We start from the raw sequence: 14,265 nt of genomic DNA on the forward strand, positions 1-14,265 counted from the left end.
TAAATCTTTGACATGTTAAATAGGCTGTATTGTAATGGGATGTAAACAAGAGATTGTGAATCGCCACGGGGGTGATAGATTGAAAAATATATTGAGAGCAATGGTTATCCTTTTGATTATCTGCGGAACTTATGTTCTGTTTATTCAATATGGATCTGTTCCTGAAAAGAAATCAAATGACAGCGAGCCTCAGGTGTCGAATGAGGAAGCGCAAAGCGGCAAACGAATACATATGCCGACTTCAGGGTTATTGTCCTTCATGGGCAAGCCCGCCGATGAAGTAACGAAAAAGCTTGGGGAACCTGAACGTATTGACCCTTCGGCTTATGATTACGATTGGTGGGTATACAATCAAGGTAAGGATCAATATATCCAAATCGGGGTATTAAACAATAAAGTGGTCACATTATTCGCGTCGGGTAATGATATTAACGCCAAGCCTTTCAAAATTGGAGAATCAACTGGCGAAGTATTCAAGACCACCCAGGTGGCACCATTTGTGAATGTAGAGTATAAAGGAAATTCCTATCGGTTTGAATTTTCTGAAGAAGATATCAATACAAGACCGACTGTAAAGGTAGGAAAGATGTATGTCCAGCTGTATATGGACAAATTTGAGGGGAAGCTATCCAGCATCAGGGCGTTTGATGCGCAGACCTTTGTAAAGCAAAGACCTTATGAGGTAGTGTACCGCGGGGAATTAATTAAACCGAAAGCCGTTTCAGATGAGAAATGGAAAAAGATCCAAACAACGAGCGAAAAGCAAATCCTTGATTTGACGAATGTCATACGCGTTAAACATGGACTTGCGAAGCTTGAATGGGATCAGCCAACGGCGGAGGTGGCGTTTGGACATAGTGAGGATATGAAGGAAAATAATTATTTCTCCCATGTCTCTAAAAAATACGGCTCGCTGAAAGACCGCTTAGAAGAAGGGCATGTTGACTTTCAGCAAGCGGGAGAAAATATCGCATACAATTATGTGGACGGTCCGGCCGCTGTAGAAGGCTGGCTGAATAGCGAAGGCCATCGAAAAGCGCTTCTGAATTCAGATTATACGCATCTTGGTGTCGGAGTAGACCGGAAATATTACACCCAAAATTTTATTAAGCGATGGTAATGAAAGCTGCGGACGAATGGTTCCCGGCTTTTTCTATTTCCATACAAGCTGGTCTGAATGAATGTGCTGATAGCTTACAGATAAGGCCGTTTCCCATCCCTTCAGTCAGGCTTTTTCACCAGTGTATAGGGATATCGCTAAAAATTCATTTGGGAATGAATATAGGCGAACACAATGCCCGACAAAACGATACATTGTAGTAGGTAACGATTTTCGGAGGGGGTGAGGATTGTGGCGAATCAACATGCCAATCATTCAATCAATGACTTTAAACAATTCGTCAAAAAGCATCCCAAGCTGATAAAAGAAGTGCGCAAAGAACAAAGAAGCTGGCAGGACGTATATGAAAATTGGGTCCTCTTCGGGGAGAGCGACCCGATTTGGGATCCGTATCGGGAACCGGAAGAAGCTTCTGAAGCTGTGCCTGAAACACCGCAAAAAAATGATTTTGTCTCGAAAATGGTGACAGCGGTGAAAAAGATGGATGTCAATCAAATGAACGAACAAATCAATAAAATGAGCCAGTCGATCTCATCGTTGCAAAGCCTTCTTAATACATTTTCCGGAAGCGGACAGAAGCATTCTCAGCCAGGCTCTGGACAGCATCCTTTTTCTTTTCGAAAGGATTAAAAAAGGGGAGCTCATATGCGCAAAGAGGTTCAGGAATATATTTTAGCAAACGAAGAACGAAAACGATTCATCAGAGAACAGCCGATATGGTACCGCAGGCTTTCAAGAAAACCGGATGATCTGTCTTCCTTTCAGCTTGAAATGATGAACTTTTATGAAAAAACCATTCCGCATCGGGTGAATCAGTTTACGAACGGGATTCAAATGGCGCAAATGATGATGCAAATGTTTCAAGCGATGCGGACAAAAGATTAAAAGGCCCCGAAAAAGGGTCTTTTTTCATGCGGACATAAGGTTTTGTTCGCGGCTGCGGTTAAGCATTTTCCAATTGGCTGGTTTCATGGTAAACTAACAACTGGAGGTGCATGTTATGTATGCGACGATGGAATCCGTGCGGCTTCAAAGTGAAGCTCAGCAGCTTGCCGAGATGATTCTGCAGTCGGAGACGGCTGAGAACTACCGCAATTGTTACAAGCGTCTCCAGGAAGATGAAGAGGCAGGTCGGATTATTCGTTCTTTTATCAAAATAAAAGAGCAGTATGAGGATGTACAGCGTTTTGGCAAATATCATCCTGACTATAGAGAAATATCCCGGAAAATGAGGGAGATTAAACGTGAGCTGGACCTGAACGACAAGGTGGCTGACTTCAAGAGAGCTGAAAATGAGCTCCAGTCCATTCTTGATGAGGTCAGCGTTGAGATTGGGACAGCTGTTTCGGAGCATGTGAAAGTTCCGACTGGGAACCCTTATTTTGACGGTTTGTCTTCATGCGGAGGCGGCTGCGGTTCAGGCGGAAGCTGCGGATGTAAAGTGTCCTGACGAGACTGGCCGTCTCGTCTTTTACATATAAGAGAAAACAGGCAGGTGATTGTATTGGAGAATAGGCGCCAGGGCATGGTTGTGTATCTGCACTCCCTAAAGCAGAGCAAAATGCTGAGGAAGTTCGGGAATGTTCACTATGTATCAAAACGATTAAAATATGTCGTACTGTACTGTGATATGGACCAAATTGAAAAAACAATGGACAAGATTGCGTCTTACTCATTTGTGAAAAAAGTGGAGCCTTCTTATAAACCGTTTTTAAAATTGGAATTCGAGTCAAAGCTTGATAAGGCAAAAGAATACGATTATAAAATCGGCATATAGCTATAAAAAAATCCCCGCAGGCATCTGCGGGGTCCTTCTATTCCTTAATATGTTAAGGAGAAGGCAAAGGGAGAGGAGAAACCGGAGGAAGAACTTATGGGGAAACGTAAGTCTTCTCCGCGGTTGGCAACAACATCCTCTAGATGCTGTTGCTTATAGTATGGACAAGGATCATGCTGCCTATACACCTGTTTATCAAGATTAGCGTTCATTGTTTGGAAGAATGCTTTATGTTAAGATAGGATTGATTTTTTTCTATGTACATAGCGGCGTCCGGCCGAATAAAGAAACAAAATAGCTTTTAGAAAAAGTGGTGTGGAACATGAGAGTAATTTCTGGATCAAAAAAAGGCCGTTCACTAAAGGCTGTACCCGGAACATCAACAAGACCGACAACCGACAAAGTGAAGGAATCCATTTTCAATATGATCGGCCCTTATTTTGACGGGGGCAGGGGACTTGACTTATTCGCAGGGAGCGGAGGTCTTGGAATCGAAGCGCTTTCACGCGGGTTTGAGCATTGTATATTCGTTGACCGTGATTTTAAAGCGATTCAAACGGTAAAATCTAATTTGAAAACGCTGGAGCTTACAAAACATGCACAGGTATACCGCAATGATGCGGAACGTGCTTTGCACGCTGCTGCTAAAAGAGAAACCGGCTTTCGAGGAATTTTTCTCGATCCGCCGTATAAGGAACAAAAGCTGAAAGCACTTTTAACGCTGATTGACGAATATCAAATGCTGGAAGAAGACGGCTTTATCGTCGCTGAGCATGACAGAGAGGTCGAGCTTCCCGAAACCGTAGGAGATCTTGTGATGACAAGAAAAGAAACCTATGGGTTAACAGGTGTGGCGATTTATAAAAAGAGGGGGTAGTGAGGTGGCGAGTATAGCTGTCTGTCCCGGCAGTTTTGATCCGGTGACCTACGGGCATCTGGACATCATCAAACGCGGGGCGCATATTTTTGAACAAGTGTATGTATGTGTGCTGAATAATTCTTCAAAAAAGCCTTTGTTCAGTGTGGAAGAACGGTGTGAGCTTCTGAGAGAAGTGACAAAAGACATTCCGAACATAACAGTTGAAACATCGCAAGGCCTGTTAATTGATTATGCAAAAAGAAAAAATGCGAAAGCCATTTTAAGAGGCTTGAGAGCTGTATCTGATTTTGAATACGAGATGCAGGGGACATCAGTAAACCGTGTGCTTGATGAATCTATTGAGACGTTTTTTATGATGACAAACAATCAATATTCGTTTCTAAGTTCAAGCATCGTAAAAGAAGTGGCGAGATACAACGGCTCGGTATCAGAGTTTGTACCGCCGGAAGTAGAGCTGGCGCTTCAGCAAAAATTCAGACAAGGATGAGGGTTTTGACTCATCCTTTTTTTGTTCCGTTTGTCAGTCTGTAAGAAAAAATGATAATGTACGTAAACAGCGCGCATAGTGTGACTGCAGGTCCGATCTGCACAAGCAGATTCCAGCCGTTTATAAAGGCAGTTGGCATGTCACTGCTGTTAAAAGATTTAAATACATACTGATATGGATCATGCCATGCCGTGTAAAGAGGTTTCCATAAAAGCATGACGAAGACAGCGGCATAAACACCCTGCAGCAAACGTGCGATAAAGAATGGTTTAAATCTAATGTCGGTTTCCGATAAAATACCTGCCACCTGAGCTTGTACGGAAAAGCCGCTAAACCCGAGAATAAAGCTGACGATAATGGCTTTTTGCAGAAGAGAAACATCTGTCTCGCTGACAAGCTTGCTGCCTAATGTAATTTCAAACATCCCTGATAAAAGCGGAATGTCCAATTGAGTCGGAAGCTGAAACAAAGTCAGTGCTCCTTTTGTGAAAACAGACAAAACATCAGTCAGCTGAACCACTGACAACAGCCGATTGAAGACAGAAAATAAAATAATAAAGCCGCCTACCATAAGAAGCGTTTGAACAGAAGACGTCACGGCGTCGCCTAAAATTTTACCCAAGGGCCGTTTTTCTGCAAGTCTGGCGGTATGAAGAGCGTGTAAAGCATCTTTGACTGAAGGGAAAGGTATCGTTTTCTTTCTTCTGAGATGCTGCTCTTCCTTGCGGCCATAGGAACGCATTGTTAAACCGACAGCCAGATTCCCCAAATAGTGTGCAGAAGCTAATAAAATGCCTAGTGACGCGTTTTGAAAGAAACCGACGGCAACAGCGCCGAAAATAAAGAGCGGGTTTGAAGAATTGGTAAACGACGCGAGCCGTTCTGCCTCTACTCTTGAAATCTGATTTTCCTGCCGCAGACGGGCAGTGAGTTTTGCGCCCGCTGGGTTTCCTGATGCCATTCCCATAGCAAGAACGAAGCCGCCGACACCCGGCACGCGAAAGATCGGCCGCATAAAAGGCTCAAGCAAAACACCGACAAACCGCACAATGCCAAAGCCGATTAAGAGTTCGGACAGAATAAAAAATGGCAGCAATGACGGAAACACAACTTCCCACCACATAGAAAGCCCGGTTTTAGAGGCTTCGAATGAGGCCTGTGGATGTGAGATGACAGTCGCTGTTAAAAATAGAAAAAACGAGGCAATCAAAAGTGTATTAATCTTCGACAAGTTCATTCTTACCTCCCCGATGCTAAAAATGCCCAATGACATGTATATCATGATAAAATAATGTATGACGTGAAACAGCCAAGCAGTACCTGTCCTCTTGATTCTTTGTACTAATATACGAGCATAGGGGTTCAGTTTAGACCATAGAATTCGGTATACAGAGAATTCAGGCAGGAGGTTAACGCTTTGGCCAAACCTAAAATCGGGTTAGCGTTAGGATCGGGAGGGGCCAGAGGGCTTGCTCATCTCGGTGTGCTTTCCAGTTTACATAAGCACCAAATTGAAGTGGATATGATTGCAGGAAGCAGCATGGGCGCTTTGGTGGGCAGTTTTTATGCCGCCGGACATGACGTGGCAACGATGAAAAAAGTAGCCAAAGCCTTTAAACGAAGGCTTTATGCTGATTATACGGTGCCGAAGCTCGGTTTTTTAAAAGGTGACCGCGTCAGACAGCTTGTGCATGCTTATACATTCGGAAAACCGATTGAAGAGCTCCAAATCCCGCTGGGCATTGTTGCGTGTGATTTACAGACGGGAGAAAAGGTTGTGTTCCGAAAAGGATCAGTGTCAGATGCAGTGAGGGCCAGCATCAGCATCCCGGGTATTTTTATTCCGCAGCGGCTGGACGGACGCCTTCTTGTAGACGGCGCGGTCGTCGATCGAATTCCGGTTTCTGTTGTAAAAGACATGGGAGCTGATATTATCATCGCTTCGGATGTTTCCAGGGTTCGAAAAACTGAAACAGCAGTGCATATTTTTGATGTGATTATGCAAAGTATGGATATACTGCAAAATGAATTAGTGCGGCATCAAACAATTGCCGCAGATATCATGATTCGCCCTTCCCTTGAAACATACAGCTCAAGCTCGTTTGCCAATATTGAAGAAATGATATCGGCAGGCGAAGAGGCGACAAACCGAATGATCAGCAAGATAAGAAAAGAAATAGAGAATTGGGAGGGCTCATAATTTGCTACGTAAAAAACATTTTAGCTGGATGCTCGTCATCCTCATACTGATCGCCGTTTTATCATTTATAAAACTTCCATACTATATTACAAAACCGGGAGAAGCGACAGAGCTTGCTTCATTGATAAAAGTGGAGGGAGGCTACCCGGAAAAAGGAAGCCTGTCCTTAATGACTGTTAAAGTGGGACCGGCTAATCCGTTTACATATGTGTGGGCAAAGATGCACCCTTATTATGAAATTGTTCCTGATGAGAGCATTAAGGAGGAAGGCGAGTCAGATAAGGAGTATATGAAAAGACAGCTCCAAATGATGAAAAGCTCGCAAGAAAATGCGGTTATAGCCGCCTATCAAAAGGCAGGAAAAAAAGTCAGCTATTCCTTTAACGGCATATACGCAAGCTCAGTTGTAGAAAACATGCCGGCAAAAGGGAAAATAGAAGTCGGTGATAAAATCATCAGCGCAGACGGCAAAAACTATCAGTCTGCTGAAAAGCTGATTGACTATATCAGCAGCAAAAAAGCGGGAGATAAAGTCACGTTAAAGATCGAAAGAGAAGAAAAAGAAAAGCGTGTCACCCTTACGTTAAAACAATTTCCTGATGAGCCGGATCGGGCAGGAATCGGAGTTTCGCTTTATACAGACAGAAACGTCAAAGTGGAGCCGGATATTGATTTTGAAATCGAGAATATCGGCGGCCCTTCTGCCGGGTTAATGATGTCTCTTGAAATCTATAATCAGCTGACAAAAACAGACGAAACAAAAGGTTATGATATTGCGGGAACAGGTACCATCGATGTTGACGGAAAAGTAGGCCCGATTGGCGGAATTGATCAAAAAGTCGTCGCCGCAGACAAAGCCGGAAAAGACATTTTCTTCGCGCCAAATCAAAACGGCGCCAGCAATTCCGACTATAAAAATGCTGTAAAAACAGCAAAAGATATTGATTCAGATATGAAGATTGTGCCTGTTGATACCATGCAGGATGCGATTGATTATTTGAATAAGCTGAAAGCGAAAAGCACCTGATTCTCAGGTGCTTTTTCTATACATTTAAAAAATGTTGTTCATCTTCGTCATATCGAATCGGTGCATGTCCGTATTCCTGCAGGTCAAACTCAGTTCTCAGCGGCTCTTCTATCGGCAGGCTGTAAATCCTGCTTGCTTTTACGTCCAGATCGAGAGCTGGATGGGAGAAAGAGGACAGTTTGCTGACAAGCGGAACAGACAGTGCTTTTTTCTTTTCGGATAAATAAGCCTGTCCTTTTTTCGTCATGCCGAGAAGCCTGATATACGGCGCCTTATCGTTGTCAAGCAGCTTTTGCATATCCTGTTTTTTTGTTCTGGTTAAAATGTGTGTATTCATCCTCTGGAGCCTTGTCCACGTATAGCGTTTTGTTTTCAGCAGTTCCATAAATTCCTGATAGGAGCTGGATTTTCTGATCGAACGAAGAATCCTGTGCTCTAAACCTTCCTCCACCTCGTATACTTGCTGTAATTCCTGTGCCGTTACAGTTGAAAGGCTGTATTTTAAGTAAGAAAAGTAGCTCTCAGGTGTATGCCACAATCCGAAAGATTTGCGGTAAGCTGCTAATTCACGTGCAGATGCAGCAGGGAGAAAATGAAGGCAGGCTTCGAGATTCTGGCCAATCATCGCTTTTCTAATGCTTGTGGCACTTGCGATATGGTTTTCGCCTTCAGGGAGATCGGCATCATGATAGTCCGATGAGATGCGTGCCGTAGTATAAGGTTTCATAGGATATCCCCCGGTTAGAATCGAAGTCACATACTGGCATCCCAAAATGTTATTTGGTTTTGACAAGTCAAGTGCACTTTCTGTATGCAAAATGGAGCTGAAGGCGCTAGCCGCCGCTGCTGGGTAACTGCCCCCCTTTTTTAGTTCTTCTTTAATTCGGTCATTCAATATATGTTTATGCTCATCAATAAGCTGTGCTGTTTCTAAAAAAGGCTTGATATCCCCATTTTCACTCCCGAAAAACAGCGCCTCACATTCAAGTTCGTTCAGGATGGAAACACTGCCGCGTGCAAAAATGTCTGCTTTTTGCACGGCATAAAGATAAGGCAGCTCAATGACAAGATCAACTCCGCTTTGCAGCGCCATTTTTGTTCGGGCCCATTTTGATACAACAGCGGGTTCCCCGCGCTGTAAAAAATGCCCGCTCATGACCGCGACAGCCGTGTCACATCCGGTTTGCCGCTTTGCTGTTTGGGCATGATAAAGGTGACCGTTATGAAAGGGATTATATTCAACCACCAATCCGACAGCTTTCATATTTTTTCCGCCTTTCTTGCTATGTTTAAAAACGTATGGTACATTTGCAAATGAAAACTCTTACGCCTTATTTTTGTTTTAAGTGTATGCATAGCATATTCCGCTGTCAACGATACTTCAATGGCAGCATTATGCTGTAAAGAAAAAATATTGACAAAAACAATCTTAAAAGCTATAATCATGTTTGTTGCTTTCCTGAGGTGATACAAATGAAATGGACGATTTATCAGCTGCATCAAATGCCAAAACAAAGTTTTGAGTTTGATGAAACAGTTGAGTTAAATGAGCTGACAAAGCTGAATTCTGACATTCGCCGCATTTCTCCCGTCCGGGTGAAGGGCAGAGCGGATATCAAATCCAAACAGGTTTCGTTTGATTTTACAATTTCAGGCGAAATGATTTTGCCATGCTCAAGAACACTCGTTGATGTCCCGTATCCATTTGAAATTTCAACAAAAGAACTGTTTATATTTCATCACACGGATGATATAGAAGATGATGACGTTCACATTGTTGAGGACGATACTATCGACTTAACTCCGATCGTGAAAGAAGAAATTCTTTTAGAAATCCCTATGCAAATCTTTTGTGAATCTGAACAAGAAAAAGGAGCTGCTCCTCAAGAAGGAAAGGATTGGCAAGTCATTTCGGAAGAAGACAAGAAGAATCAAGTTGATCCGAGACTTGCAGCCCTTGAAAAGCTCTTAAAACAAGATGATGAATCTTAACTCTTTAAGGAGGTGGGAATAATGGCTGTACCTTTTAGAAGAACTTCTAAAATGAAGAAAAGATTGCGCCGTACACATTTCAAACTTAATGTACCTGGTATGACAGAATGTCCGTCATGCGGAGAGATGAAGTTGTCTCACCGTGTATGCAAAGCATGCGGATCATACAACGGCAAAGACATAAATGTAAAAAGTAACTAATAAGAAAAGCGCGGGGTGAAAGCCCTGCGCTTTTTCTTTTTCTCTTCCTGTCAGCTTGCGGAAAATTTGTGAGTGCAAATAGTCTATCTAATCTATTACCGGCATATGTATGAGATAAATAAGCTGACATGGAGGGAGATTGAATTTGACCATTACAAGACAAGATGCTTGGACTCAGGATGAGGATTTGCTGCTGGCAGAAGTGGTGCTTCGTCATATTCGAGAGGGAGGAACACAGCTTTCAGCCTTTGAGGAGGTTGGGAGGGCGCTGACCAGAACCGCGGCAGCCTGTGGTTTCAGGTGGAACTCGTATGTGAGAAAACAATACCAGTCAGGTATAGAGCTTGCAAAAAAGCAAAGGAAAGAACTGAGAAAGCAAATCGGCGTTCATTCGGTCAATATGCCGAATTCCATGAAGCAGACTGCCTCGGCATCGTCAGAAGGAAAACGAGATTTGTCCATTCAGGATGTCATTCAATTTCTCGAACAATTCAAAGAAGCACCGTCTGCACAAGAATTTCAGCTTGAAAGGGAAAAATTGAAGGAGCAAATCCAATCGTTGCAAAAAGAGCTTGAGGATTTGCGGAGTGAAAATCAGACATTGCGGAATCAGCTAGAGATGACAGAAGAGGATTACAAGGCACTGATCGATATCATGGATCGGGCCAGAAAAATGGTTGTTTCGAAGGAAGACGGAAGAATGAAAAAAGCGGCTCAAGAAACGTAAAGAAACGCCTGAAATGAACCGGCCCTATAGTAAGAATAGGCCGGTTGTTTTGATTTCTATGCAGACTCTCCCGGTGTCATTTCATGGTCCATATCAGGATGCCAGATGAGCGGGTTTTCCCCTTTGTCCCGCGCCATATCATACTTAACAGTTTTAAAGTTCATTTTGTTCCAAAATTCCGCTGATTTCATTCGCGGATTTGTTCGGATCGGCATTTTGAATGATTTTGCAAATTCAACCAAGGCTCTTCCGTATCCCCTGTTCTGGTAGCCCGGAAGAACCTCAAGCTTCCACAGCTCCAAATAATCCTGGCGGTTGTCAAAATAGGGATTCGATTTGCCGTTAACTTGATACAGACTCATTCGTGCTACAAGTTTATCGCCAAAATAAATCCCGTAAAAAGGCGAGGTGCTGTCATTTTCAATAATATTATCCTGAAGTTCTTCAAGCATTGAAAGCTCCTGAATGCCGTATTCTTTGAATTTCTTGAATTCTTCCAGCGTTTTATAGTTGATAAGCAGACGTTCTACCTTTGTCAAACAAATCTCCCCCTTTGTTGTTTCTACATATATTGTAAACGCTTTATTTAAAAAATCCAAATATTTAAACTTTAATTTTAAGCACATGGGATCTTTGAGAAGTAATTTCTTCTTACTTCTGCTATGATAATACGTAAATGCTAAATTGGGTGTGACATCATGAAAATTGGAATTATCGGCGGAGGATCCGTCGGTCTTTTATGCGCCTATTATTTGTCACTTGATCACGACGTGACTGTTGTGACGAGGCGGCAAGAACAGGCTGCGGCCATTCAGTCTGAAGGAATCCGGCTTTATAAAGGCGGGGAGGAATTCAGGGCTGATTGCAGTGCGGACACGAGTATCAATTCGGACTTTGACCTGCTTGTCGTGACAGTGAAGCAGCATCAGCTTCAATCTGTTTTTTCGTCGCTTGAACGAATCGGGAAGACGAATATATTATTTTTGCAAAACGGCATGGGGCATATCCACGACCTAAAAGACTGGCACGTTGGCCATTCCATTTATGTTGGAATCGTTGAGCACGGAGCTGTAAGAAAATCGGATACAGCTGTTGATCATACAGGCCTAGGTGCGATAAAATGGAGCGCGTTCGACGATGCTGAACCAGACCGGCTGAACATCATGTTTCAGCATAACCATTCGGATTTTCCGATTTATTATGAGACGAATTGGTACCGTCTGCTGACGGGCAAGCTGATTGTAAATGCGTGTATTAATCCTTTAACTGCGTTATTGCAGGTGAAAAATGGAGAACTGCTGACAACGCCTGCTTATCTGGCTTTTATGAAGCTGGTATTTCAGGAGGCATGCCGCATTTTAAAACTTGAAAATGAAGAAAAGGCTTGGGAGCAGGTTCAGGCCGTTTGTGGACAAACGAAAGAGAATCGTTCATCAATGCTGGTTGACGTCATTGGAGGCCGGCAGACGGAAGCTGACGCCATTATCGGATACTTATTGAAGGAAGCAAGTCTTCAAGGTCTTGATGCCGTCCACCTAGAGTTTTTATATGGCAGCATCAAAGCATTGGAGCGAAATACAAACAAAGTCTTTTGAGCTTTTTCGGTAACATGCTATACTCATTTCGGATCACTAACTATTTATTGGAGAAAGGAAGTTCTAGAAGATGCAGCTAACTGAACTTTCCATCAAAAATCAGAATGTGTTTGTACAGCACTATATAGATGGCAAAGAAGAAATGTCTTCTTTTTTTGATTACAGTATTCATCATAAGGACATGTGGCGCGAAAGACTGGAAGACTTATCTTCCCGGTTTTTCGCAAGAGAGGAATTGGCGGCGTACTTAACCTCTTACCATAATAAATTCGGTTCAAGTGCGATGCAGTCTGCTATTGAGAAGCTGAAGGACCCGTCAAGTGCCGCTGTAGTCGGCGGACAGCAGGCAGGACTTTTAACAGGACCGCTTTACACCATACATAAAATCATTTCAATCATTGTTTTAGCAAAGCAACAAGAAAAGGAACTGCAAGTGCCTGTCATACCAATCTTCTGGGTGGCTGGAGAAGACCACGATTTGGATGAGATTAATTTTGTTCATACATCTGAAGAGAATGGGCCTGTGAAAAAAAAGCTGCCTCAGTCTTATTGGAAGAAATCATCAGCAGCGAGTACATCGCTTGATCAGGAAAAGTGTGCCGCGTGGATAGATGATGTTTTTGCCGCTTTTGAAGAAACAGACCATACGAATACACTTCTCGACAATGTGAAACGATGTTTAAGGGAATCTGTTACGTTTACTGACTTCTTTGAACTGCTGATCGCGGATTTGTTCCAAGAAGAGGGCTTAGTTTTATTAAATTCTGGAGATCCGGGGATTAAAAAGCTGGAAACGGCCATGTTCCAAAAGATTCTTCGAGAAAATGATGAACTCGCCCGGGCTGTATCAGATCAGCAGGCCTTCATGCGTCAAGCAGGCTACAAACCGATTATCGAGTCCGGAAAAGAGCAGGCGAATCTGTTTTATGAATACGAAGATGAGCGTTTTTTAATTGAAAAAGATAACGGCCGATTTGTCATCAAAGAGCTTGATCTAGGATGGACGATGGATGAACTTCATACACATATGGAAGAACATCCAGAGCGTTTCAGCAACAATGTTGTAACGAGACCGTTAATGCAGGAATTTCTCATTCCGACTTTAGCATTTATTGCAGGGCCTGGAGAAATCAATTATTGGGGCGAGCTCAAACAGGCTTTTGCGGTGATGGGCTTCAAAATGCCTCCTGTCATGCCAAGGCTGAACATTACGATACTTGAGCGGCATATTGAGAAAAAACTGGCTGAACGGAATATCTCGTTACAAGACGCGATTGAGCGCGGAACGGAGAATCAAAGAGAGACATACTTCGAGCGCCAGATTCCGGAAGAGTTTACGGCGGTGATGGATCAGGCGAAAAGCCAAATTGAAGCGATTCACAAAACGGTCAGGCAGGAGGCGTTAAAGGTTGATCAAAGCATGGAACCTTTACTCCTGAAAAATGCCGCTTTTATTCAGGATCAGCTTCAATTCTTAGAGCGCACGGTAACGAAGCGAATTGAAGAAAAAGAAGGCTACGTCTTGAAGGATTATGAAAGAATTCAAAATAGCATTAAGCCGCTTCTTGCGCCGCAAGAACGGATTTGGAATATCATGTATTATTTGAACAGGTACGGTCCAAAATTCTTCACGACATTCAAGAATCTGCCATTTTCTTTTCAAAATCAACATCAAGTTGTCAAACTTTGAAATAAAGTTTTAAAGAACCCTGACTAGTTCAGGGTTTTTTTTTATGGGTAAACAGTGTAAAATGAAGTTGTGGAGCGAAGTGGTGAATAGTGGTGAGTTAAGGAGAGAAAGTGGGGCAAGAGATCATGTTTATGGGTGAATATCAGCATACCATCGATGCGAAAGGCCGCATGATCGTACCCGCTAAATTTAGAGAAGGCCTAGGTGAGCAATTTGTGCTGACTAGAGGACTTGACCAATGTCTCTTCGGCTACCCTATGCACGAATGGAAACAAATTGAAGAAAAACTAAAAGCTCTTCCTCTCACAAAGAAAGATGCCCGCGCGTTTACCCGTTTCTTCTTTTCAGGGGCGACTGAATGCGAACTGGACAAGCAAGGCAGGGTAAATATCGCATCATCTCTATTGAATTACGCCAAACTGGAAAAAGAATGTGTTGTTATCGGGGTTTCTAATCGAATTGAATTGTGGAGTAAAGTAATTTGGGAACAATACACAGAAGAGCAAGAAGATTCATTTGCTGAAATTGCTGAAAACATGATTGGGTTTGATATATAATGATTCTTCGTG

General features: G+C 42.9%; 19 protein-coding genes. 15 read left to right on the forward strand and 4 right to left on the reverse strand.

Translation table 11 applies throughout. The features are described 5' to 3' along the window. Positions 1 to 79: 79 nt before the first annotated feature. The 7 genes from WA279_RS05735 (at position 80) to coaD (ending at position 4,264) form a co-directional block, all read left to right on the forward strand. Positions 80 to 1,120: a CAP domain-containing protein gene (locus WA279_RS05735; protein ID WP_014479713.1), complete on the forward strand. Its 1,041-nt coding sequence runs from the start codon at positions 80 to 82 to the stop codon at positions 1,118 to 1,120. Positions 1,121 to 1,351: 231 nt separating this feature from the next. Next, the gene (locus WA279_RS05740; RefSeq protein ID WP_003232233.1) at positions 1,352 to 1,750 is read left to right on the forward strand and encodes a YlbD family protein; all 399 of its coding nucleotides are present in this window, start codon (positions 1,352 to 1,354) and stop codon (positions 1,748 to 1,750) included. A 15-nt stretch (positions 1,751 to 1,765) separates the two neighbouring features. Next, positions 1,766 to 2,005, forward strand: a complete 240-nt coding sequence (locus tag WA279_RS05745; protein WP_003232231.1) for a YlbE-like family protein — start codon at positions 1,766 to 1,768, stop codon at positions 2,003 to 2,005. A gap of 115 nt (positions 2,006 to 2,120) precedes the next feature. Then, the gene (gene ricF, locus WA279_RS05750) at positions 2,121 to 2,570 is read left to right on the forward strand and encodes a regulatory iron-sulfur-containing complex subunit RicF (RefSeq protein ID WP_003221370.1); all 450 of its coding nucleotides are present in this window, start codon (positions 2,121 to 2,123) and stop codon (positions 2,568 to 2,570) included. A gap of 54 nt (positions 2,571 to 2,624) precedes the next feature. Beyond that, positions 2,625 to 2,897 carry a YlbG family protein gene (locus WA279_RS05755; RefSeq protein ID WP_009967171.1) on the forward strand — a complete coding sequence of 91 codons (273 nt, stop codon included), beginning with the start codon at positions 2,625 to 2,627 and terminating at the stop codon, positions 2,895 to 2,897. 322 nt (positions 2,898 to 3,219) lie between these two features. Further along, positions 3,220 to 3,774 (forward strand): 16S rRNA (guanine(966)-N(2))-methyltransferase RsmD, encoded by a 555-nt coding sequence (gene rsmD, locus WA279_RS05760; RefSeq protein WP_015483196.1) that lies wholly within the window; start codon positions 3,220 to 3,222, stop codon positions 3,772 to 3,774. A 4-nt stretch (positions 3,775 to 3,778) separates the two neighbouring features. Further along, complete coding sequence (gene coaD / locus WA279_RS05765) at positions 3,779 to 4,264, forward strand: pantetheine-phosphate adenylyltransferase (protein WP_003245283.1); 486 nt, start codon at positions 3,779 to 3,781, stop codon at positions 4,262 to 4,264. Between the two features lie 10 nt (positions 4,265 to 4,274). On the opposite strand, the gene spoVV is transcribed toward coaD, so the two are convergent. Then, a complete protein-coding gene (gene spoVV / locus WA279_RS05770; protein ID WP_336154626.1) occupies positions 4,275 to 5,501 on the reverse strand; it encodes a dipicolinic acid transporter SpoVV in 1,227 nt (408 codons plus the stop codon). A 180-nt stretch (positions 5,502 to 5,681) separates the two neighbouring features. On the opposite strand from spoVV, the gene WA279_RS05775 reads away from it, so the two are divergent. Continuing rightward, positions 5,682 to 6,464, forward strand: coding sequence for a patatin family protein (locus WA279_RS05775; protein WP_021479345.1), 783 nt, complete (start codon positions 5,682 to 5,684; stop codon positions 6,462 to 6,464). A gap of 1 nt (position 6,465) precedes the next feature. Then, positions 6,466 to 7,491, forward strand: coding sequence for a protease DdcP (ddcP, locus tag WA279_RS05780; protein ID WP_336154628.1), 1,026 nt, complete (start codon positions 6,466 to 6,468; stop codon positions 7,489 to 7,491). Between the two features lie 16 nt (positions 7,492 to 7,507). On the opposite strand, the gene WA279_RS05785 is transcribed toward ddcP, so the two are convergent. Together WA279_RS05785 and WA279_RS05790 are read right to left on the reverse strand one after the other, a co-directional pair. After that, complete coding sequence (locus tag WA279_RS05785) at positions 7,508 to 8,755, reverse strand: nucleotidyltransferase (RefSeq protein ID WP_336154630.1); 1,248 nt, start codon at positions 8,753 to 8,755, stop codon at positions 7,508 to 7,510. Further along, positions 8,752 to 8,937: a hypothetical protein gene (locus tag WA279_RS05790; RefSeq protein WP_003232215.1), complete on the reverse strand. Its 186-nt coding sequence runs from the start codon at positions 8,935 to 8,937 to the stop codon at positions 8,752 to 8,754. The genes WA279_RS05785 and WA279_RS05790 overlap by 4 nt, the downstream gene beginning before the upstream one ends. 27 nt (positions 8,938 to 8,964) lie before the next feature. On the opposite strand from WA279_RS05790, the gene WA279_RS05795 reads away from it, so the two are divergent. From WA279_RS05795 to gerR, 3 genes are all read left to right on the forward strand, one after another. Beyond that, positions 8,965 to 9,483, forward strand: coding sequence for a YceD family protein (locus WA279_RS05795; RefSeq protein WP_014479718.1), 519 nt, complete (start codon positions 8,965 to 8,967; stop codon positions 9,481 to 9,483). A 21-nt stretch (positions 9,484 to 9,504) separates the two neighbouring features. Then, positions 9,505 to 9,684, forward strand: coding sequence for a 50S ribosomal protein L32 (gene rpmF / locus WA279_RS05800; protein ID WP_003154457.1), 180 nt, complete (start codon positions 9,505 to 9,507; stop codon positions 9,682 to 9,684). A gap of 145 nt (positions 9,685 to 9,829) precedes the next feature. Then, positions 9,830 to 10,411: a sporulation specific transcriptional regulator GerR gene (gene gerR, locus WA279_RS05805; RefSeq protein ID WP_015383592.1), complete on the forward strand. Its 582-nt coding sequence runs from the start codon at positions 9,830 to 9,832 to the stop codon at positions 10,409 to 10,411. Between the two features lie 56 nt (positions 10,412 to 10,467). Here the strand turns inward: gerR and WA279_RS05810 are convergent, their stop codons facing one another. Beyond that, positions 10,468 to 10,950 (reverse strand): N-acetyltransferase, encoded by a 483-nt coding sequence (locus WA279_RS05810; RefSeq protein WP_014476736.1) that lies wholly within the window; start codon positions 10,948 to 10,950, stop codon positions 10,468 to 10,470. A 159-nt stretch (positions 10,951 to 11,109) separates the two neighbouring features. On the opposite strand from WA279_RS05810, the gene WA279_RS05815 reads away from it, so the two are divergent. The 3 genes from WA279_RS05815 (at position 11,110) to mraZ (ending at position 14,253) form a co-directional block, all read left to right on the forward strand. Further along, positions 11,110 to 12,006: a 2-dehydropantoate 2-reductase gene (locus tag WA279_RS05815; RefSeq protein ID WP_336154632.1), complete on the forward strand. Its 897-nt coding sequence runs from the start codon at positions 11,110 to 11,112 to the stop codon at positions 12,004 to 12,006. Positions 12,007 to 12,076: 70 nt separating this feature from the next. Further along, positions 12,077 to 13,696, forward strand: a complete 1,620-nt coding sequence (gene bshC / locus WA279_RS05820; RefSeq protein WP_017694820.1) for a bacillithiol biosynthesis cysteine-adding enzyme BshC — start codon at positions 12,077 to 12,079, stop codon at positions 13,694 to 13,696. Positions 13,697 to 13,821: 125 nt separating this feature from the next. Beyond that, positions 13,822 to 14,253, forward strand: a complete 432-nt coding sequence (gene mraZ, locus WA279_RS05825; RefSeq protein ID WP_003221402.1) for a division/cell wall cluster transcriptional repressor MraZ — start codon at positions 13,822 to 13,824, stop codon at positions 14,251 to 14,253. The last annotated feature ends 12 nt before the right edge of the window (positions 14,254 to 14,265 follow it).

The organism is Bacillus sp. 204(2023), assembly GCF_037027505.1.
Classification (GTDB): Bacteria; Bacillota; Bacilli; order Bacillales; family Bacillaceae; genus Bacillus; species Bacillus subtilis.

Excerpts from the sequence above, each read along its gene's own strand:
- WA279_RS05745 (WP_003232231.1), top strand. The coding sequence starts at position 1,766 with ATGCGCAAAGAGGTTCAGGAATATATTTTAGCAAACGAAGAACGAAAA.
- ricF (WP_003221370.1), top strand. The coding sequence starts at position 2,121 with ATGTATGCGACGATGGAATCCGTGCGGCTTCAAAGTGAAGCTCAGCAG.
- rsmD (WP_015483196.1), top strand. The coding sequence starts at position 3,220 with ATGAGAGTAATTTCTGGATCAAAAAAAGGCCGTTCACTAAAGGCTGTA.
- spoVV (WP_336154626.1), bottom strand. The coding sequence starts at position 5,501 with ATGAACTTGTCGAAGATTAATACACTTTTGATTGCCTCGTTTTTTCTA.
- WA279_RS05785 (WP_336154630.1), bottom strand. The coding sequence starts at position 8,755 with ATGAAAGCTGTCGGATTGGTGGTTGAATATAATCCCTTTCATAACGGT.
- WA279_RS05790 (WP_003232215.1), bottom strand. The coding sequence starts at position 8,937 with ATGATTATAGCTTTTAAGATTGTTTTTGTCAATATTTTTTCTTTACAG.
- WA279_RS05795 (WP_014479718.1), top strand. The coding sequence starts at position 8,965 with ATGAAATGGACGATTTATCAGCTGCATCAAATGCCAAAACAAAGTTTT.
- rpmF (WP_003154457.1), top strand. The coding sequence starts at position 9,505 with ATGGCTGTACCTTTTAGAAGAACTTCTAAAATGAAGAAAAGATTGCGC.
- WA279_RS05815 (WP_336154632.1), top strand. The coding sequence starts at position 11,110 with ATGAAAATTGGAATTATCGGCGGAGGATCCGTCGGTCTTTTATGCGCC.
- bshC (WP_017694820.1), top strand. The coding sequence starts at position 12,077 with ATGCAGCTAACTGAACTTTCCATCAAAAATCAGAATGTGTTTGTACAG.
- mraZ (WP_003221402.1), top strand. The coding sequence starts at position 13,822 with ATGTTTATGGGTGAATATCAGCATACCATCGATGCGAAAGGCCGCATG.